Origin of the sequence: Bacillus sp. FSL K6-1218 (assembly GCF_038006445.1) — a bacterium.
Taxonomy (GTDB): domain Bacteria; phylum Bacillota; class Bacilli; order Bacillales; family Bacillaceae_G; genus Bacillus_A; species Bacillus_A thuringiensis_S.
In genome coordinates, this window is the sequence record NZ_JBBOVE010000001.1 from 3,343,177 (window position 1) to 3,362,367 (window position 19,191).

Sequence of the window (19,191 nt, forward strand, 5' to 3'; positions counted from 1 at the left end):
TTGGACTTATACTGCGCTTTTAATGCAGCACTACTCCTCTTTTTTACGATACATGTTCATCTTTCTTCTTCATTAACGCTCTCTTCTTCATCGCCTTCGTTAAATATCCACCTTTAAATGAACGGATTTCATACGAAGACATAAACGCTTTCGGTGCGATTTCATTAATGATTTCTAAAAGCTCTTTCTCTCTAGAACGCTTTGCGACGATATCTAAGCGATAACGTACAGAATTAATACCTTCACCTTCAAATACTGTAACACCAAATCCAGAATGGCGTAATTCATCTACTAATTCATTACAACGGTCTAGTAAACTAACTTGATACGTAATATAACCAATTGCTAATTTATTCTCTATATAACCGCCTAATAACAGTCCCGTACTAAAGCCAATGACATAGGCAACAATATTCATCCAATTTGATAAATCTTGAAATACAATACCTAAACTGACAATGTAAATAGCTCCTTCTAACAATCCAACACCAGCAGCGGATCTTGTTTGATTCTTTACAAGCAAAATCGTACGGATTGTTAAAATTGGAACGTAAATAATTTGAAGCACAAAAATAAGTAGCGCTTGTAACATTGGTATCCACCTCTTTCAAAAAGTCTTTTGTCATAATAACATACATAACCTTTAGAAATCGATGGGTTTTTTAAAATTTTTTTATTATTTTTCATACTATTGAAAAACAAAAAAAAGAAGCGTATTATATTTGTCGTTAATTTGATTACTTGTATCATATCGCTAAACTAAAAAAGGAACCCGATTAGGTCCCTTTCATCATAGCTCTATGTTTTTCGAAGCATGTTCCCTTTGCTTCTCTTCTTCTTTCACTAATTGCATATTTGCATAAGCTAAATTTGCAATCATTAAAAAGTGACCACCTAAAATACCTGTACCGAATGCCCACATTTCCATTTCATGCTCAATTTCATACATGATGATAGCTCCTAAAATAGCAGCTGCAAATCGGTTTAACACTCCTAATCCAGGAGCCTTTTCCTTCATTACGATACTTTTTCCGAGTTTCTCCACTCTGCGAGCTAATAACCAAAGACAATAGGCGCTTACTGCTAATCCAATACCAAACCCTGTCACTTGTTTTCCAAACGGAGTAATCGTCCACATAAGTAGTAAACCACTAAAGATCACATACAATTGTAATCGATATACACGTAAGGCTTCTTGAATCAAAATATCCGCTCCTAAGTTCTCATTTTTTGTACTTTAGAAGAAAAGCAGCAACTTACACAGTTGCTGCTTTCTCTTCTTCTTGCTCTTGTTCCATTTTACGAATTTCAACACGTTTAATTTGGTAAGCGTCTTTTTCTAACACTTTAAATTCATAACCTTCCGCCTCAACATGTTGTCCTTCTTCAATTTCATGATTTTGCATCATAATCCAACCACCGATTGTATCCACATCGTCTTCTTCAATGTGTAATCCAAACAAATCTTTTACTTCTGAGATAAGCACTTTTCCATCAACGATTTTATGGTGCTCATTCACATGTTGAATTGGTGGTGCTTCATCTTCATCATATTCGTCACGAATTTCGCCGACGATTTCCTCCAAGATATCTTCAAGCGTTACAATTCCTGCTGTTCCTCCGTACTCATCATATAAAACAGCCATCGGAATTCGCTTCTTCTGCATTTGAAGTAATAAATCGTGAATTGGAGTTGTTTCCATCACTTCAATAATCGGACGCATATACGTGCGAATCGATGATAAATCTTCTTTATCGTTGTTCATATATCGAATAAAGAAATCTTTTACATTGACCATACCGATAATATCATCTTTATCTTCTCCAAAAATCGGATAACGTGTGTATCGTTCATTTTGGATTACTTTCATGTGTTCTTCTACTGAATCTTCCAGGTAGAAACCAATGATTTCTGTTCGCGGTACCATAATCTCTTTTGCAATACGATTATCAAATTCAAAAATGTTATTTACATACTTGTATTCAGCTTGATTAATTTCGCCACTTTCATAGCTATCTGAAAGGATAAGACGTAATTCTTCTTCTGTATGAGCTACTTCATGTTCTGAAGCTGGTTTTAAACCGAATAAGCCAGTTACAACACGAGCTGAACCGTTTAATACCCAAATAAATGGATACATGACTTTATAGAACATCATTAACGGACCTGCCAATAACAATGTTACTTGTTCAGCCTTTTGAATTGCCATCGTTTTCGGAGCTAATTCCCCTACTACAACGTGTAAATACGTCATTAGCATAAAGGCAAGACCAAATGTTAATACTGATGAGATAGAAGGATTTATATTCCATTTCTCAAATAACGGGTGTAATAACTTTTCAATTGTCGGTTCACCTAACCAACCTAATCCCATAGCTGTAACTGTAATACCTAATTGACAAGCAGATAAATATTCATCTAAATTTGTTGTTACCTTTTTTGCTGCTAAAGCACCGCGTTTCCCTTCCGCAACAAGCTGATCAATACGACTTGAACGTACCTTTACAATCGCAAACTCTGCTGCTACGAAAAATCCAGTAAATGCGATTAAAATCGCAACCATGACTAAATTAAATATTTCCAATGAATCCCCTTAGTTTAAAAAACTAAGGTGTCCACCTCCTGTATACTATAATGTTTTCTTATTTGTTCACTAGAAAACATAGCCCGATACAAAAATTAAAGAGGTCGGATTTCACTTTTTTCTATAATAATAGAGCAAGTGTCTGTATTAAAGCTGTCGTTTGACCAGATAAAGATTTCGATATTTTTTCACGTTGTGAATCAGTCAATCCATCTAAAAGCGGCTTTAACTCCGTTAACTCTGCTTCTAACCGATGAATATGGTCTGTCACTTCATTCACTTGTTTCGAAACGTGTTCATTGATACCGAGCAGCTTCTTCTTCTCCTCGATTTTCTCTTTAATCTCACAAAGCGGCATATGCATTTCTTTGCACTTCTCAATAAATTGTAATGTCTCAAATGCTGTTTCATCGTAATAGCGATAATTAGATTGAGATCGCTCCGCTTTTAAGATTCCTAGATTCGTATAATAATCAATCGTGCGTTTCGACACGTGAGCCATGAGAGCCAACTGTCCGATTCGATACACCTTCCCAACGATCTTCCCCCCTTGTTTATATTACTAACATCATACAACACATAAACTGTACAGTCAAACGTGATGGTTTATTATTCACAATTTATACAAAATTTCACTCTCCTCCTATGATTATTCAATACGAGTAATCTACACTTATACAATAAAATTACTAAACTATTACCTAATCACTACATTGTCTGCCCCTTTTAACCTTTCTTATTTAAAAGCATATCCTACTAATAATGATTGCTTGTATAGGAGGGAATTAACATGAAAAAGACAATCATTTCTCATTTTTATAATGAAGAATACCTACTCCCATGGTGGCTTATGCATCACACGAAAATATTCGATCACGGCATTTTAATTAATAGAGGGTCTACAGATCGTTCCGTAGAGATTTGTAAACTATTAGCACCCCACTGGGAAGTACGAAATTCAAGATTTCTTGAGTTTGATCCAACTAATACTGATATTGAAGTGATGGAAATTGAAAGAGAAGTTTCAGGTTGGAAAATCGTTTTAAATACTACTGAATTCTTTTGTTGTAATAATACTGAAGAATTTTTTTCATCTCTTCATACACTAGGCCAAAACATGTATGCGATTAGAATGATTTTAATGATAGATAATCATAATTATAATTATTCAAAACCTAGATATTCTATCCCCTTAGTAGAACAGCGATACCACGGTGTCTTCCCTTATAACCCAAATCTCGGATGTGCTTGGAGATTTATTCACAATCATCTAGACGGTGCATATTTACCTGGTAGACATCATTCGCGGCACGGATATATAATTTATGACTATCCTTCATTTATTTTAAAATTTTATTTTAGCCCTTGGAATGAACAATCAAAGGCAAGAAAATTACAAATTACGCCTACCCTTTCAAAAAGGGGTGTTCAAATGGGGCTTCAAACACATTACGGTCAATCTCCTGAAGTACTGGACATACGTTTTTTAGAGCTTAGTAACCTAACACAAGACCTACGTAATAACCCTGAATATCAAGAATTATTTCCAAAATTCAAACCGTAATATTTTCTGTATTGTCATCACCTCAAACAATTTCATTCACTTAATCAAAAACAATCTCATTTGCATAAAACATGAATACTGTATAAATAATAAATTTTTATTTTAGGAGGAAAAAATGAAAGCTGTTATTCTTGCTGGTGGGTACGGTACAAGAATTGGGGAAGAAACACATTTAAAACCGAAACCTATGATTGAAATTGGAACAAAACCCATTCTATGGCACATTATGAGTTTGTATAGTCATTACGGGATTACTGAGTTTATTATTTGCTTAGGCTATAAAGGATATGCAATTAAAGAGTTCTTTCTAAATTACAACTTACACATGTCTGATTTCACAATACAGTTAAACGATAATACAATTACTAGCCATTCTCATCGTGTAGAACCATGGAAAGTTACACTAATCGATACTGGTGTAAATACCGAAACGGGTGGCCGAGTGAAAAAGATTCAAAATTATGTCGGAGACGAACCTTTCTGCCTCACTTATGGTGATGGATTAAGTAATGTAAATATAAAAGAACTTATTACATTCCATAAAAAACATGGGAAAATGGCTACTGTTACTGCCGTACAACCTCCTGGTAGATTTGGTTCTCTCATATTAGATAAACAGTCTGTAACATCTTTTCAAGAAAAACCATTAGGTGATGGCGGATGGGTTAACGGTGGATTTTTCGTTTTAAATCCTGAAGTTTTCAATTACATTAGTGGAGATAAGTCTGTTTTTGAAACAGACACTTTAGTTCAGTTAGTAAACAAAAATGAATTGGCCGCATATCAACATTCTGGTTTTTGGCATCCGATGGATACATTGCGCGATAAAAATAAATTAGTCGAGCTATGGGAAAGTAATAACGCTCCGTGGAAGGTTTGGTAATATGGCTTCATCATCTTTTTGGAATAAGAAAAAAGTATTTATTACGGGACATACTGGATTTAAAGGCTCCTGGCTCACCCTTTTCTTAAGTTCTTTAGGTGCAGAAGTAGTAGGCTTTTCTTCTCATCCCCCATCCATTCCTAACATTTTTGAACAAGGTAACGTAGCAAAAGAGTGCACGACAATGAAAGGCGATATTACAGATTACCATTCTTTATTTCATGCCATGAAGCAGCATAAACCTGACATAGTATTTCATTTAGCAGCTCAGCCAATCGTAACCGCTTCATACAAAAATCCTATCGATACATTCAAAACGAATGTTTTAGGTACTGTCCACGTGCTAGAAGCAGCAAAGTCCGTCGAAAACGTACGTGCCATTATTAATGTGACAAGCGATAAATGTTATGAGAATGACGGTAGTGGCGACCGAGCGTTCGTGGAAAATGACCGACTAGGAGGTTTCGACCCTTATAGCGCTAGTAAAGCTTGTGCTGAATTAGTTGCAACATCTTATCACAAATCTTTTTTTCACACGAATACTACTTCGCTTGCTTCTGTAAGAGCAGGTAACGTTATTGGTGGTGGTGATTGGGCAGAAGATCGACTATTCCCTGATATCATTCGGGCATATTTGCACAATCATACTTTGTGTATTCGAAACAAATATGCCGTCCGTCCGTGGCAACATGTTTTAGATCCTCTACATGGCTATATCCTTTTAGCTGAGAAACTTTGGAATAATGCTAAATATGCAGAAGCATGGAATTTCGGACCGATTAATGAATCTAGCAGAACCGTAAATGATGTCATTCAATCCGTAACGAACTTATGGAATAAACGACTCACAATCCATTCTCCCTCTATAAAAACTCCTTATGAATCACAAATTTTAACACTCAACAGTACAAAAGCAGTAAACAAACTCGGCTGGACTCCTAAGTTATCAACAGATGATGCTATCGCTTGGACTGTTGATTGGTACAAAAAATATGCATCTGGTGAAAATATAGAATCTTTCACACGACAACAAATCGATACATTCAAAAATTTATAAGGGGGCTATAAAATGGAACAGAAAAAATGCCGTTTTTGCCAATCATTACTAACCAACACTTTTTTAGATTTGGGCGTTTCCCCTCTTGCTAATTCATTTGTAGCTCCTGAAAGCTCATATAAAATGGAACCTTTTTATCCGCTGCACACATTTGTTTGTAACTCTTGTTTACTCGTACAGCTAGATGAATTTGAATCCCCACAAAATATTTTTCATAACTATTTATACTTCAGCTCTTACTCCTCAAGTTGGCTACTACACGCTAAACAATATGTAGAAATGGCGATTAAGCGTTTCAACTTAACGAAACATTCAAAAGTGATTGAAATTGCAAGTAACGATGGGTACTTATTACAATACTTTAAAAAAGAAAATATCGAGACATTGGGAATTGAACCCGCGAAAAACGTAGCAGAAATTGCTATCCAAAAAGGAATTCCTACTCATGTGAATTTTTTCAGTAATGACTTAGCAAAAAAATTACCACAAGCTGATTTAATCGTCGCAAATAACGTATTAGCACACGTTCCAAACTTGCATGATTTTGTTGCCGGTTTAAAAACGTTATTAAAACAAGATGGCACAATAACAATTGAATTCCCACACTTATTAAACCTCATATCCTTTAAACAGTTCGATACTATCTACCATGAGCACTTTTCCTACTTCTCACTTATAAGCCTTCAAAAAGTTTTAAGTTATCATCATTTACAAATTGTTGATGTAGAAGAACTTTCAACGCATGGTGGTTCATTACGTATTTTTGTAAACCATCTAAGTGCCCAATCAACTATCCATTCCAATGTTACAAAATTAATTCAAAAAGAAGTCGACCACGAGTTAGATGCTTTAGATTGCTATCTCCTTTTTTCTAAAAGCATCGAACAATTGAAAATAAATATTTTAAAGTTTTTTATTGAAGCGAAAGCTTTAAACAAACAAATTATCGGTTACGGTGCTCCAGCTAAAGGAAACACCCTTTTGAATTATTGCGGGATAGGTAAAGAATTTCTAGCTTATACAGTAGATAAAAATCCTCACAAACAAAATCTCCTTTTACCAGGAACTCGTATTCCAATAAAATCTCCAGCAGAAATTAAACGTACAAAACCGGATTACATTTTCATACTTCCTTGGAATTTGAAAGACGAAATTATGAAAGAATGCTCTTTCATTCGTGAATGGGGCGGTAAATTTTTAGTGACGGTTCCAGAAGTTGAGGTGATCGAGCCATGAAGAAAGTTGTTGTAACAGGTGGTAGTGGCTGGATAGGTAAATATGTTGTACATTCACTTATACAAAAGGGATATGAAGTGCACGCCACGTATAATAAAAATAAACCCTCTCACCTCCCTTGCCATTGGCATAAAGTAAACTTGCTTCGCAATGACGAAGTAAAACAATTCATTTCCGACGTTCAGCCTAGCCATCTCATTCACCTTGCTTGGGAAGCAGTGCCACCAGCATGCTATGTATCTATTAATAATTACTATTGGCTAAAGTCTAGTATTTCATTGATTCAACACTTCACAACATGCGGCGGAAAGCGTGTTGTCGTTGCAGGTACTGGCGCAGAATATGAATGGTTTAACGGCGTATTATTTGAAGATTCACCGCTTCTTTCCTATAAAACCCCGTATTCATTATGTAAAAACGCACTGCACTCCTGGTTAGAAACGTATGCACAACAAACAGGCCTCAGCATGTGTTGGGGCCGCATTTTTCATATGTATGGACCTTACGAACAAGGTAATCGGCTCGTTTCTAACATTATCACTTCCTTATTAAAAAATGAGGAAGCACTATGTACACATGGAAAACAATCGAGAGATTTCCTCCATGTGAGTGACGTCGCTGACGCTCTCGTAACAGTATTAGAACATGGCGTTACAGGCACCATCAATATCGCTTCAGGTCAATCTGTACAAATTAAAGAACTAGCTTCTATCATCGCTAAAAAAATAGGAAAAGAACATTTAATTAAACTAGACGCGATTCCTTTCTCTAAGGATGAACCTTTATTCGTCGGCGTTAGTGTAGAACGTTTAAAAACTGAAGTAAACTGGAAACCAACATACGATTTAAATACAGGAATAGAAGAAACAATTTTATGGTGGGAATCATTTATACAAAAACATAACGATATGCATTACTAAAACGTAAATCCTTCGTTCCTCTCGCTAATTCCTTATACCATTCTTCTAATCTTTCCGGCGTAATAATATGGTGCGTCCCCATTCCCCCATGCTTACTAGCTTCAGAAAGAGTCGGACCAATTTGTAACTTTCTCTTTCTCATCACATCGTTCCACGGACTAAATCCAAACCATAATATACAAGCAAGGGGCGGACAAATCATAGATTCATGCGCGGATAAATGTCTTCCAACCGTATAACTTCCATGTTCATGATTATGAATAAATCTACCTCTTCTCCATAACGGCCAATCTTCTGGTAAATAACCATGAAATCGCTGTTTCATTAAAGGTATTCCAAAGTTAAGGTCCGGATAGTTGTAGTTAGGATCATCAACCATAATAAGCCCGTCCAGCCAATACATCCTCCCTCCCAATTCATTTAGTGATTTCCAAAACTGATTTTTATCTTGCATGCAAAGAAACTCAGTCGTATTTAAAACCATTTTCCATCCTTGTACTTCTTGTTCTATCCTCATCACTTCATGATCTGTCGCATATGCATCAAACTCTGGATTTACAGAATCTCGCACTTCCCAATGCGGTGCAAATTTTTTACAAATCTCAACGGAACGATCTGTTGAACCTTTATTAATTAAAATACCATGATCAAAAAGTTTCGTATGATGCATAAGCCACCATGGCAATAAATACTCTTCATTGTAAAAATGTGAAATAACGGTTGTAGTTATAATAATCTCCTCCTCTTTCTCTATTAATCTACTTTTTATCCTACAACCAATATACTCATAAGCAAAAATATGTTTCCTAATTATTGATCAAATATTATTATTAATATTTTTGTAAGTTTTCCTTTGGTACCCAGCCCTTCTCACCATCTCTTCCTTCGCACCAAACCCATCCATTCAATTCTTCTAATCCGATCACTCTTTCTCCAATACTCCATTTAATTCTTTCGCAGTATATTGTTTTATAATAATTCCTGTTCCATTCATATCTTTTCTTATAATTTGCTCCGGAACCCATCCTTTCCGGTCATATTTCTCTTCGTGACAAAACATCCAGTTTTCCCAATTTTCAGGACCAGCGTAACTCTCTATCATTTTCACTACATCCCCCTCTTCTAAGCGAATTGGATTAGGATAATTGCTAACATGTGATTTTATAACGATATATTTCATAACACCCCCCAATAATCAGAAAATTAAGTTATACTATCACTATAACTTAAAAAGGAGGAATACACATGTACTACAACACTTCATTCGAAAACGATCAACCTGTAGGCCGTCTATAAACTAAGGCGGGCATTCATTTAGCACATACACTATGCCTCGTCTTAGGGAACTCATATTACCCTAAAATAGACGGAGGTACTTCAAATGAAACAAAACATTTTAGGAGCTATATGCTTATCACTAGCAGCAAGTATATGGGGCGGTATGTATGTTGTTAGCAAATACGTACTCGATTTTATCCCACCACTAACACTCGTTTGGCTACGCTTTATTATCGCTTTTGTTGTTTTGTATTTCATTTTGAAAATAGCTGAGAAAAAGCAATAGAAAAAAGTAACCATTCGCAAAAAAGATTGGCTCCTATTCGCTTGGATTGGATTTATCGGCTATTTCATTTCGATCACATGCCAATTTATCGGAACAAAATTATCCGACGCTCATACAGGCTCGTTAGTTACATCAGCTACACCTGCATTTATGGTTATATTTGCAGCGCTCATTTTGAAAGAAAAACTAACTGCTCGTAGACTTTTATCTACTATAATAGCGACAATCGGTGTCATTATCGTAATCGGATGGGATATTGAAATTGGCTCCTATTTTATCGGAACAATCATTTTAGTTGGAGCCGCTATTACGTGGGCTTTACTATCTATTTATGTAAAAATCGCTTCAATCCAATTTTCATCCTTAGTTATTACAACGTATGCCATATTCTTTTCACTCTTTTTTATTACACCTTTTATGATATGGGAACTACAAGCAGCCTCTATCGGAACAGTAAATACGTACGTAATATTAGGCGTATTATACTTAGGTATTGTCTCAACAGCAGGTGCCTTTTTCCTTTGGAATAAAGGATTAGAATTAATGGATGCAAGCATCGGTTCCTTATTTTTCTTCTTCCAACCTATCGTTGGATCGTTGCTCGGTTGGCTCTTATTAAATGAAACATTAAATAGTAACTTTTTCATTGGTGGTATTCTCATTATATGTAGCGTTTTCATTACTACTTTTGAAAAGAAATAAAAAGCAGGCAGAGATTCTTAATCTCTGCCTGTTCGCATAATTGGATCTTGGTCGTGAAAACCAATACAAATCGGTATATTACTTTGCACTTCACTACGTATACTTATAAAACTACACAGCGTTTTAGCAATTAAATATAAAGTTATACCGATTGCTTTTTCACTTGTGTCAAAGCCATTTTCATTATACATATCCGCTAATTCTACAGACCCCGGACCCTCAATATTATATGTCCATTCAGAAGCCCAATCGTCATACTCTTCTTCCATTGGAAAATACTCCTCACAAATATAGAACTGACTATCCCATTCGTTATCAAGGTCATACTCAAAATAAATCGCTTTTGCTTCTTCATTAGTAGCCATTTCTACAGCTGCATCCAAACCTACTCGAATACTTTCCTTATATGACTCTAAATCAATTGCTTTAATTCGTTCTGCACATTCTGTAGACGCCAACATGCAACAAATATCATAATACTTCGCTTCTATTTGCTCTACTGCTAACGAAAAGACATCCTCTTGCATCTCTTCTAAATACTGAAATATATCCACACTAAATACTCCTCACTCTTTACTCACTCCAATGCGATGGACGAGACAACAATTTCGGTAATTTCGTATGTTTATCCCCTCTGGCCGCATTAACTTGAACTTGCGTCAGGAAAATACTATTTGTAAAATCAGTCCCGCGAATATCTGCATCTCGTAAATCTGCTCCGATGAGATCTGCCCCTCGTAAGTCTGCTCCATTTAAGTTTGCCGCAATTAAATATGCTCCTCTTAAATTTGCTCCTTGTAAATCTTTCTTTTTCAGATTTGCTCCCATAAGGTCTGCGCCGCGGTGTATGATTCGTTTCTTACGCGCAGTATTCATTTCCTTCCATACTAATTCGCTCGTTTCTAAAAGAAGAATGTTCACCTCTGCCCTATGCATTGGAACATTTATTTTCATTAACTCATCTGGATTTAAATTCGAAAGTCGCTCTGTCTCCTCAATTGCGGTCTCCAGCTCTTTATGGATTGGCTGTGTTGCCTTTAAAAGAATCGCCTCATTCAAATACCAAAGCATTTCATGAAGTTGATGCATAACCGGAAAAGCATCGTACATTTTTTTCGCATGCTTTGCATCTTTCCGCCACTCAATCCCTTTAAACGTACCCTGAGAAATCTTCTGCCCAGCACCGAAACACTCAAATACTGTACAACCTTTATAACCTTTTCCTCTAAGATTTTTATGTATACTACATTTAAAATCTGATTGTAAGTTGGAACATGGTTTACCACCATCTTTATTCACTGCAAAATCTACCGATGCTGCGAACGGTAATGCAACGCAACATAGGCCGAAGCATTTTTCGCAGTTTGCTTTTAAATGATCGTTATGATTAGTCAAAATCTATACCCCCTGTTGTCTTTTGACTATTTCATAATATTCCAACTGTAATAAATAATCAATTTTAAAATAAACCAGCATCTTTCGTTTCAATTCATAACTTTATCATTCGATTTCCTTTCAATTGAAAAGGACTATTTCTATTCAATGAATTATAATTAAATTATAAATTTTCTAACTAAAAGGAGACTTATTATGGCACTAGAAATGAAAACAAACTGTCAAATTTGCGATCAATCGCTCGAACCAAATTCTGAAGCTTACATTTGTGTATATGAATGTACATTTTGCGCACCATGTACAGAAAAAAGACAAAACGTTTGTCCAAACTGCGGCGGCGAATTAGTACGTAGACCGAAAAAGAAACAATAAAAAGCAAAGCGATATCGCTTTGCTTTTTATTGTTTTCTGAGTATATGAAATTATATGGAACACAACTTAAACATTTAAAAACTTCACACAAACAGGCTCTGGCACAACAACATCAGATTGTAAAAGTGTTAACTTTCCTGTAGATTCATCTCTTGAAAATAGCACAAGATTATGTGACTTTTCATTTGTAGCAACAAGAAACTTTTCAGTAGGATCTAATACAAAGTCCCTCGGCCAATTTCCTTCTGTAGATGTATGTTCAATAAATGTAAGCTGACCTGAATTTTGATCTACGCTATAAACAGCGATACTATTATGACCACGATTACCTGCATATACAAAACGACCGTCAGAAGAAATATGGATAGCACTTCCTTGACTATTTTCATCAAACTCTGCTGGAAGAGTAGAAATATACTGTACTTCTGTAAAGGATCCTTCTTCCGAGTTATATGTTAGCGCAATAACCTCTGAACTAAACTCCGTCATTACATAAGCGTATTTTCCATTTGGATGAAAAGTAATGTGTCTTGGACCACTCCCTGGATTTACAGATAAACTATTCACTTCTGTTAATGTACTATCTTTTATTTCATACGTAATTAACTTATCAATTCCTAAATCAACACCTATCACATATTTTTCATCAGGAGTATATCCCGCGTAATGTGCATGTGGTTTTTCTTGTCTTTCTTTATTTGGACCTGAACCTTCATGCGCCATAATAGATGAAGCAGGATTTACAGTTCCATTTTCTTCATTTATTTCAAAAGACTCAATCGTTCCTTTATGGTAATTCGCTGTAACTACTGTATGATTTCCACTATCAACACTAATATGACAAGGAGAAGCACCTTCTACTACTTGTCTATTTTTCGCTTTTAGTTCTCCAGTATGACTATCAATGGAATACGCAGCTAAACCACCAGATTCGCCTTCCTTAACAACAGAATAGAGATATTCATTATTTCGGTTAATCGTTACATATGTAGGGTTATCCAGCTTAGCGGCAAGTGTTACATTACTAATTTTTTTTGCTTCTGTGTCTAAAGTAAACTTATATATTCCTTCACTATTTTCTTTCGTGTAAGTTCCAACATATCCAATAAACTCTTTGTTATCCTTCATTTTTATAACCCTCTCTCCCTATATTTTTCGTTCATCATACTTCTTAAAATATTTTATGTTGAAAGAGTATCCTAAAAAATCGGAGTACCTCTTTATACGTTACCATATTTTCTTGATAAATAGCTTTTAAACCCACTTTTTTTGGTACGCTGCTATACTTTCATATTCTTCTTCCAATTGACGGGACAGACGAATATAGATTGGCGTTAAATCTTTATATTTTTCCACACTTTCCATGTTTGGCTCATGATGAAAATCTGCACCTACCATTTCAGAAACTACGGATAATGTATCTATTTCACCTAAACTATATAAACCGAGGATTGCAGCTCCTAAGCAAGAGCTTTCGAAACTTTCAGGAACATATACGTCTTGATGGAAAATATCTGCCATCATCTGTCTCCAAAGTTCCGACCTTGCAAAACCGCCTGTCGCTTGAATTTTTTTCGGTTCACCAATTAACTCTTTTAAAGCGAGAAGAACCGTATATAAATTATAAATTACTCCTTCTAAAACAGCACGGATAAGATGTTCTTTCTTATGATGCAATCCGAGTCCAAAGAAAGATCCCCGTGCATTTGCATTCCATAAAGGAGCTCTTTCCCCTGCTAAATACGGGTGAAATAATAAACCGTCAGATCCAGGATTCACATTTGCTGCTATTTCAGTAAGTACTTCATATGGATCTTTTCCTAAACGCTTCGCAAGTTCAATCTCTGAAGTGCCCAATTGGTCACGAGCCCACCTGAAAATCATACCACCATTATTAACTGGTCCACCGATTACCCAATGGTCTTCAGTTAAGGCATAACAAAAAATTCTACCTTTTGGATCTGTTACAGGACGATTTGTTACAGCACGTATCGCACCGCTTGTACCAATTGTAACAGCCACAACGCCAGGATCTATTGCATTTACACCTAAATTAGATAGTACTCCATCACTCGCTCCTACTACAAAAGGCGTAGAAACAAGTACATTCATTTCTTTGGCAAGCTCTTCATCTAATCCTGTTAAACTGTGCGTTGTTGGAACAAGTTTAGAAAGCTTGTCATCTGTAATTCCCGCAACATGTAAAGCCTCTTCATCCCATTTTAAAGATTTCAAATTGAGCATTCCTGTTGCTGATGCTATAGAATAATCAATCACATATTCTTTATATAACTTGTAGAAAACATATTCTTTAATAGAAATGAATTTATAACTTCTTGCGAACAATTCTACCCGCTCATTCTGTAGCCAAACTAATTTCGAAAGTGGTGACATTGGATGAATTGGTGTCCCAGTACGTAAATAAATTTCATGACCATTCATATCATTCTTTATTTTCTCCGCCCAGCTTGCACTTCTATTATCTGCCCACGTGATACATCTCGTTAACGGATTTCCATCTTCGTCTACAGCGATAACGCTATGCATTGCCGAACTGAAAGAAACACAGAGAATATCAACCGCTTGTATATTACTTGATTGCACAACTTCTTTAATCGTATGTATCACCGCTTGAAAGATTTCTTCTGGATCTTGTTCTGCTGTTTCAGGCGTAGGAGAATATAAAGGATATTCAATTCCATGACTTGCAATAACAGATCCATCAATTGAAAACAAAACCGATTTTGTACTAGTTGTCCCAATATCTACACCGATCATATATTTCGATCTCACTATGTAACCCCTTTCAGAATATCCCATTAACAAAAGAACACTCTCAATTCTTTACTGATTATGTATACATACTTGGGAGCACCATGGTTTATACGAAAAAAGACTCTCCCTTATGAGAATTACGTGCTAACTAACTTTACTCTCATAAGGGGGCCTTTTCATATCTATTGTACTAATTTGAAAATGAATCGTTTCTTTATGATATTGCTGTTTTCACGTAATAAGATGCCAAAATCGAGATTAAGTTTATAGGATGAAGTTACATAGAGATTGACCCTCTCGTAAAAAAGTAATTAGTGAACATTTCACTTCATTATAATTTAGGCGCTTTCGCCCAATCCGCAGCAAATTTCTCAATACCTTGGTCTGTTAATGGGTGCATAGCAAGTTGCTCAATTACTTTATAAGGAATTGTTGCAATGTGAGCACCTGCCATCGCTACACGAGTGACATGATCTGGATGTCTAACAGAAGCCGCAATGATTTGTGTATCTAATTGATGAACATCGAATAATTCAGCAATTTTAGCAACTAATAGTACTCCATCTTCAGAAATATCATCTAAACGTCCTAAAAATGGAGAAACGTACGTTGCACCTGCTCGAGCAGCTAAAAGTGCTTGGTTCACAGTGAAAATAAGTGTAACGTTCGTTTTCACACCTTTTTCAGTAAGATAGCGACAAGCTTCTAATCCTGCTAGCGTCATTGGAAGTTTTATCGTGACATTTTTATCGCCACCGTTAATTTTAATTAATTCTTCTGCTTGAGCAATCATTTCTTCTGCCGTAACAGCATCCGGAGTTACCTCTGCCGATACAGACTCAACTTTAGGTACTGCCTGACAAATTTCTGCGATACGGTCTTCAAACTTAATGCCCTCTTTTGCTACTAAAGAAGGATTCGTTGTAACACCAGCTAAAACTCCAAGTTTATATGCTTTTTTTATGTCCTCAAGATTTGCAGTATCAATAAAAAATTTCATGATCAATTCCCTCCAGTTTTTAAACGTTGATGAGTTACATGTTTAATATGATTATCCCGTAAAAGCCCGATTGGTGTGGGATGAAGCCCCCACTGATTAAAGTTTCACTTTATTTCTTTTCTACTGCATGTCCGCCAAATTCATTTCGCAGAGCTGCTACAACTTTTCCTGTAAATGTATCATTGTCTAATGAGCGGTAGCGCATTAATAGAGACATCGCAATAACAGGAGTTGCTGTTTGAAGGTCTAATGCTGTTTCTACTGTCCATTTCCCTTCACCAGAAGAATGCATAACGCCTTTAATTTCATCCAGTTTTGCATCTTTAGAAAATGCATTTTCAGTTAATTCCATTAACCAAGAGCGGATTACGGAACCGTTGTTCCATACTCTTGATACTTTTTCATAATCGTAGTCAAATTCACTTTTTTCTAAAACCTCAAATCCTTCACCAATAGCAGCCATCATACCGTATTCAATTCCGTTGTGAATCATTTTTAAGAAGTGACCACTACCAGCTTTTCCAGCATATAAGTACCCATTTTCTACAGCTGTATCGCGGAAGATAGGTTCAACGATGTCCCAAGCTTCTTGATCTCCTCCAATCATGTAACAAGCACCATTACGAGCGCCTTCCATTCCGCCAGAAGTTCCTGCATCCATAAAGTGAATGCCATCTTTCTTTAATTGCTCATATCGGCGGATAGACTCTTTATAATGTGAATTACCCGCTTCAATTAAAATATCTCCTTTTGAAAGCAATGGTGTAACCTCATCAATAACAGAATCAACAACAGCGTGTGGTACCATTACCCAAAGAATTCTTGGTGATTGTAATGACTGAACAAGTTCACTTAAACTAGATGTACCTGTAGCCCCATACTCTTTCATTTCTTCTACTGCGCTCGTATTTAAATCAAATGCTGCTACTTCATGTTTATGATCAATTAAATTTTTCCCTAAATTTAATCCCATTTTACCTAAACCAATTAATCCTACTTGCATAATATAATTCCTCCTCAGATTATCTTTTATTAAAAATCCATATCACTACGATTGTGAATACCTTTCAGTATTGATAAATCCAGAACGGTATTCACAGTCATAGCTTAAGAATTCAGTACACTTTTTGTAATTTGAACAACATTTTCTGTCGTAAATCCAAATAGATTCATGACTTCAGCTCCAGTTCCTGAAGCTCCAAATGTTTCAATTGATAGCACTTTTCCTTCTTGTCCTACATAACGCTCCCAGCCGAGAGAGACACCCATCTCAAGAGATACTCGTTTCTTTACAGAAGACGGAAGAACCGATTCTTTATATTCTTTCGATTGGTGATCGAATAGCTCCCAGCTTGGCATTGCAACGATGCGAACAGAAACATGATTTTCTTCTAATTTCGCTTTCGCACTAGCAGCTAAAGAAACTTCAGAACCTGTCGCAATTAAAATTACATCCGGATTTTCATTTGTTTGCGTTAATACATAAGCTCCTTTAGAAAGATTCTCTATGTTCGCTTTCGTTTCATTAAACACCGGTAAATTTTGACGACTAAGTACTAAAACGACTGGACCATCCGTTTGCTGTAAAGCATATGCCCAAGCACTCGCTGTTTCATTTGCATCTGACGGGCGGATAACTGTTAAACCAGGAATTGCCCGAAGAGCTACCAATTGTTCAATTGGTTCATGCGTTGGACCATCTTCTCCTACAGCAATCGAATCATGTGTAAATACGTAAGTAACAGGTAACTTTTGCAATGCAGCAAGTCGAATGGATGGACGAAGATAATCATTAAATACAAAGAATGTACTTACGAAAGGTTTTACTCCTCCATGAAGTGCCAGTCCATTCGCTGCTGCGCCCATTGCATGTTCACGTACACCGAAGTATATATTTCGTCCAGCATACGATTCTACTGCATACACTGCTTCACCTTTCATATCTGTCATAGTAGAATGCGAAAGATCTGCACTTCCACCAAAAATAGAAGGAATCGATTTCACATAATGATTAATAGCTTCCCCGCTTGCAACACGAGTCGAAATTGTTTTATCAGTATCAAAGGATAGAATATCATTCGCTTCGATTAAAACTTCACCTGTAATTGCTTTTTCTAATTCATCTGCCAGTGTAGGATTCGCTTCTCTGTATAAGTTGAACTGCTCATTCCAGTCATTGTCTTTTTCAATACCTTTTTGTTTCAAATCATTAAAATGAGCTTTTACTTCTTCAGGTACAAAGAAATCTTCCTCATAATGCCAACCATACACTTGTTTTGTCGCTGTCGCCTCTTCTACTCCAAGTGGGTTACCGTGTGCTTTGTTTGTTCCAGCAACTTTTGGACTTCCATAACCTATAATTGTTCTAATTTCTATAATAGTAGGTTGGTCCGTATTTTCTTTCGCTAATGTAATGGCTTTTGTAATAGCATCAACATCGTTTCCATCTTCAACTCTTACATATTGCCAATGTACAGATTCTGCCCTTTTCTGAATATCTTCAGAGAAAGCAATGCCTAATTCACCATCAAGTGAAATTTCATTTGAATCATACAGTACAATTAACTTGCCAAGTTTCATATGTCCTGCCATTGACATCGCTTCATAAGCGACACCCTCCATTAAATCACCATCTCCAACTAAAGCATACGTATTGTGATCTATAATAGAGTGACCATCCTTATTAAACTTCGCTGCTAAATGAGCTTCTGCCATTGCCATTCCGACAGCATTAGCAATCCCCTGTCCTAACGGGCCTGTAGTCGCTTCAACTCCAGGAGTATGACCAAATTCAGGATGTCCTGGTGTTTTACTATTTAACTTTCTGAAGTTTTTCAAGTCATCAATTGAAACGTCATATCCAGCTAAATGAAGTAGGCTATATAATAGACTAGATCCATGTCCCGCCGATAAAACGAAACGATCACGGTTAAACCATTCTGGGTGATTAGGATTGTAATTTAAATGATTCGCCCATAATGCATAAGCCATTGGTGCTGCTCCCATTGGAAGACCTGGATGACCTGAGTTTGCCGCATTAATAGCATCAATCGATAACGTACGAAGTGTATTCACTGCTAATTGATTTATGTTTTGTGTCATAGTAATCGTCCCCCTAAATGCTTTCATTAAAGAAAG

General features: G+C 36.2%; 18 protein-coding genes and 2 pseudogenes. 7 read left to right on the forward strand and 13 right to left on the reverse strand.

Going from position 1 to position 19,191, the window contains the following annotated elements; genetic code table 11:
• Positions 1–43: 43 nt before the first annotated feature.
• The 4 genes from MHI26_RS17010 to MHI26_RS17025 form a co-directional block, all read right to left on the reverse strand.
• Positions 44–592 carry a DUF2179 domain-containing protein gene (locus tag MHI26_RS17010; protein WP_000938444.1) on the reverse strand — a complete coding sequence of 183 codons (549 nt, stop codon included), beginning with the start codon at positions 590–592 and terminating at the stop codon, positions 44–46.
• 198 nt (positions 593–790) lie between these two features.
• Complete coding sequence (locus tag MHI26_RS17015; protein ID WP_000613876.1) at positions 791–1,204, reverse strand: ATP synthase subunit I; 414 nt, start codon at positions 1,202–1,204, stop codon at positions 791–793.
• A 52-nt stretch (positions 1,205–1,256) separates the two neighbouring features.
• Positions 1,257–2,585, reverse strand: a complete 1,329-nt coding sequence (locus MHI26_RS17020) for a hemolysin family protein (protein ID WP_046957914.1) — start codon at positions 2,583–2,585, stop codon at positions 1,257–1,259.
• Between the two features lie 121 nt (positions 2,586–2,706).
• Positions 2,707–3,114 carry a MerR family transcriptional regulator gene (locus MHI26_RS17025; RefSeq protein ID WP_000285637.1) on the reverse strand — a complete coding sequence of 136 codons (408 nt, stop codon included), beginning with the start codon at positions 3,112–3,114 and terminating at the stop codon, positions 2,707–2,709.
• A 261-nt stretch (positions 3,115–3,375) separates the two neighbouring features.
• On the opposite strand from MHI26_RS17025, the gene MHI26_RS17030 reads away from it, so the two are divergent.
• From MHI26_RS17030 to MHI26_RS17050, 5 genes are all read left to right on the forward strand, one after another.
• Entirely contained in the window at positions 3,376–4,149 is a 774-nt protein-coding gene (locus MHI26_RS17030; protein ID WP_000750975.1) for a glycosyltransferase family 2 protein, read from the forward strand.
• Positions 4,150–4,264: 115 nt separating this feature from the next.
• Positions 4,265–5,032 (forward strand): glucose-1-phosphate cytidylyltransferase, encoded by a 768-nt coding sequence (gene rfbF, locus MHI26_RS17035; protein ID WP_000648807.1) that lies wholly within the window; start codon positions 4,265–4,267, stop codon positions 5,030–5,032.
• 1 nt (position 5,033) lies between these two features.
• Positions 5,034–6,089, forward strand: a complete 1,056-nt coding sequence (rfbG, locus tag MHI26_RS17040) for a CDP-glucose 4,6-dehydratase (protein WP_000168663.1) — start codon at positions 5,034–5,036, stop codon at positions 6,087–6,089.
• Between the two features lie 12 nt (positions 6,090–6,101).
• On the forward strand, positions 6,102–7,325 hold the full coding sequence (locus MHI26_RS17045; protein ID WP_000435786.1) for a class I SAM-dependent methyltransferase: 1,224 nt from the start codon (positions 6,102–6,104) through the stop codon (positions 7,323–7,325).
• Complete coding sequence (locus tag MHI26_RS17050) at positions 7,322–8,245, forward strand: NAD-dependent epimerase/dehydratase family protein (RefSeq protein WP_000758370.1); 924 nt, start codon at positions 7,322–7,324, stop codon at positions 8,243–8,245. Before MHI26_RS17045 ends, MHI26_RS17050 begins: the two co-directional genes overlap by 4 nt.
• Here the strand turns inward: MHI26_RS17050 and MHI26_RS17055 are convergent.
• Positions 8,214–9,014, reverse strand: a complete 801-nt coding sequence (locus MHI26_RS17055) for a glycosyltransferase family 2 protein (protein ID WP_080546849.1) — start codon at positions 9,012–9,014, stop codon at positions 8,214–8,216. The two genes, MHI26_RS17050 and MHI26_RS17055, sit on opposite strands and share 32 nt — an antisense overlap.
• Before the next feature lie 61 nt (positions 9,015–9,075).
• A pseudogene (locus tag MHI26_RS17060) lies at positions 9,076–9,425 on the reverse strand (SH3 domain-containing protein).
• Between the two features lie 201 nt (positions 9,426–9,626).
• Here MHI26_RS17060 and MHI26_RS17065 point away from each other — a divergent pair.
• Positions 9,627–10,511: pseudogene (locus tag MHI26_RS17065) on the forward strand (DMT family transporter).
• 17 nt (positions 10,512–10,528) lie between these two features.
• Here the strand turns inward: MHI26_RS17065 and MHI26_RS17070 are convergent.
• Both MHI26_RS17070 and MHI26_RS17075 read right to left on the reverse strand, forming a co-directional pair.
• Positions 10,529–11,065: a hypothetical protein gene (locus MHI26_RS17070; RefSeq protein WP_000350934.1), complete on the reverse strand. Its 537-nt coding sequence runs from the start codon at positions 11,063–11,065 to the stop codon at positions 10,529–10,531.
• A gap of 19 nt (positions 11,066–11,084) precedes the next feature.
• Positions 11,085–11,906 (reverse strand): pentapeptide repeat-containing protein, encoded by an 822-nt coding sequence (locus tag MHI26_RS17075; protein ID WP_061666663.1) that lies wholly within the window; start codon positions 11,904–11,906, stop codon positions 11,085–11,087.
• 195 nt (positions 11,907–12,101) lie between these two features.
• Here MHI26_RS17075 and MHI26_RS17080 point away from each other — a divergent pair, with 195 nt between their 5' ends.
• Entirely contained in the window at positions 12,102–12,278 is a 177-nt protein-coding gene (locus MHI26_RS17080; RefSeq protein ID WP_001162787.1) for a DUF1272 domain-containing protein, read from the forward strand.
• A 66-nt stretch (positions 12,279–12,344) separates the two neighbouring features.
• Here the strand turns inward: MHI26_RS17080 and MHI26_RS17085 are convergent, their stop codons facing one another.
• The 5 genes from MHI26_RS17085 to tkt form a co-directional block, all read right to left on the reverse strand.
• Positions 12,345–13,406, reverse strand: a complete 1,062-nt coding sequence (locus MHI26_RS17085) for a lactonase family protein (RefSeq protein WP_061666664.1) — start codon at positions 13,404–13,406, stop codon at positions 12,345–12,347.
• Between the two features lie 126 nt (positions 13,407–13,532).
• Positions 13,533–15,056: a gluconokinase gene (gene gntK / locus MHI26_RS17090; protein WP_061666683.1), complete on the reverse strand. Its 1,524-nt coding sequence runs from the start codon at positions 15,054–15,056 to the stop codon at positions 13,533–13,535.
• A 328-nt stretch (positions 15,057–15,384) separates the two neighbouring features.
• Positions 15,385–16,053 carry a fructose-6-phosphate aldolase gene (fsa, locus tag MHI26_RS17095; RefSeq protein ID WP_000667681.1) on the reverse strand — a complete coding sequence of 223 codons (669 nt, stop codon included), beginning with the start codon at positions 16,051–16,053 and terminating at the stop codon, positions 15,385–15,387.
• A gap of 109 nt (positions 16,054–16,162) precedes the next feature.
• Entirely contained in the window at positions 16,163–17,056 is an 894-nt protein-coding gene (gene gnd, locus MHI26_RS17100) for a phosphogluconate dehydrogenase (NAD(+)-dependent, decarboxylating) (protein WP_001195908.1), read from the reverse strand.
• A gap of 104 nt (positions 17,057–17,160) precedes the next feature.
• Positions 17,161–19,155: a transketolase gene (gene tkt, locus MHI26_RS17105; RefSeq protein ID WP_000193048.1), complete on the reverse strand. Its 1,995-nt coding sequence runs from the start codon at positions 19,153–19,155 to the stop codon at positions 17,161–17,163.
• Positions 19,156–19,191 lie beyond the last annotated feature (36 nt).

Coding starts and splice junctions, on each gene's coding strand:
- tkt (WP_000193048.1), bottom strand. CDS start 19,155: ATGACACAAAACATAAATCAATTAGCAGTGAATACACTTCGTACGTTA.
- rfbF (WP_000648807.1), top strand. CDS start 4,265: ATGAAAGCTGTTATTCTTGCTGGTGGGTACGGTACAAGAATTGGGGAA.
- rfbG (WP_000168663.1), top strand. CDS start 5,034: ATGGCTTCATCATCTTTTTGGAATAAGAAAAAAGTATTTATTACGGGA.
- gntK (WP_061666683.1), bottom strand. CDS start 15,056: ATGATCGGTGTAGATATTGGGACAACTAGTACAAAATCGGTTTTGTTT.
- MHI26_RS17085 (WP_061666664.1), bottom strand. CDS start 13,406: ATGAAGGATAACAAAGAGTTTATTGGATATGTTGGAACTTACACGAAA.
- gnd (WP_001195908.1), bottom strand. CDS start 17,056: ATGCAAGTAGGATTAATTGGTTTAGGTAAAATGGGATTAAATTTAGGG.
- MHI26_RS17030 (WP_000750975.1), top strand. CDS start 3,376: ATGAAAAAGACAATCATTTCTCATTTTTATAATGAAGAATACCTACTC.
- MHI26_RS17050 (WP_000758370.1), top strand. CDS start 7,322: ATGAAGAAAGTTGTTGTAACAGGTGGTAGTGGCTGGATAGGTAAATAT.
- MHI26_RS17045 (WP_000435786.1), top strand. CDS start 6,102: ATGGAACAGAAAAAATGCCGTTTTTGCCAATCATTACTAACCAACACT.
- MHI26_RS17080 (WP_001162787.1), top strand. CDS start 12,102: ATGGCACTAGAAATGAAAACAAACTGTCAAATTTGCGATCAATCGCTC.
- MHI26_RS17010 (WP_000938444.1), bottom strand. CDS start 592: ATGTTACAAGCGCTACTTATTTTTGTGCTTCAAATTATTTACGTTCCA.
- fsa (WP_000667681.1), bottom strand. CDS start 16,053: ATGAAATTTTTTATTGATACTGCAAATCTTGAGGACATAAAAAAAGCA.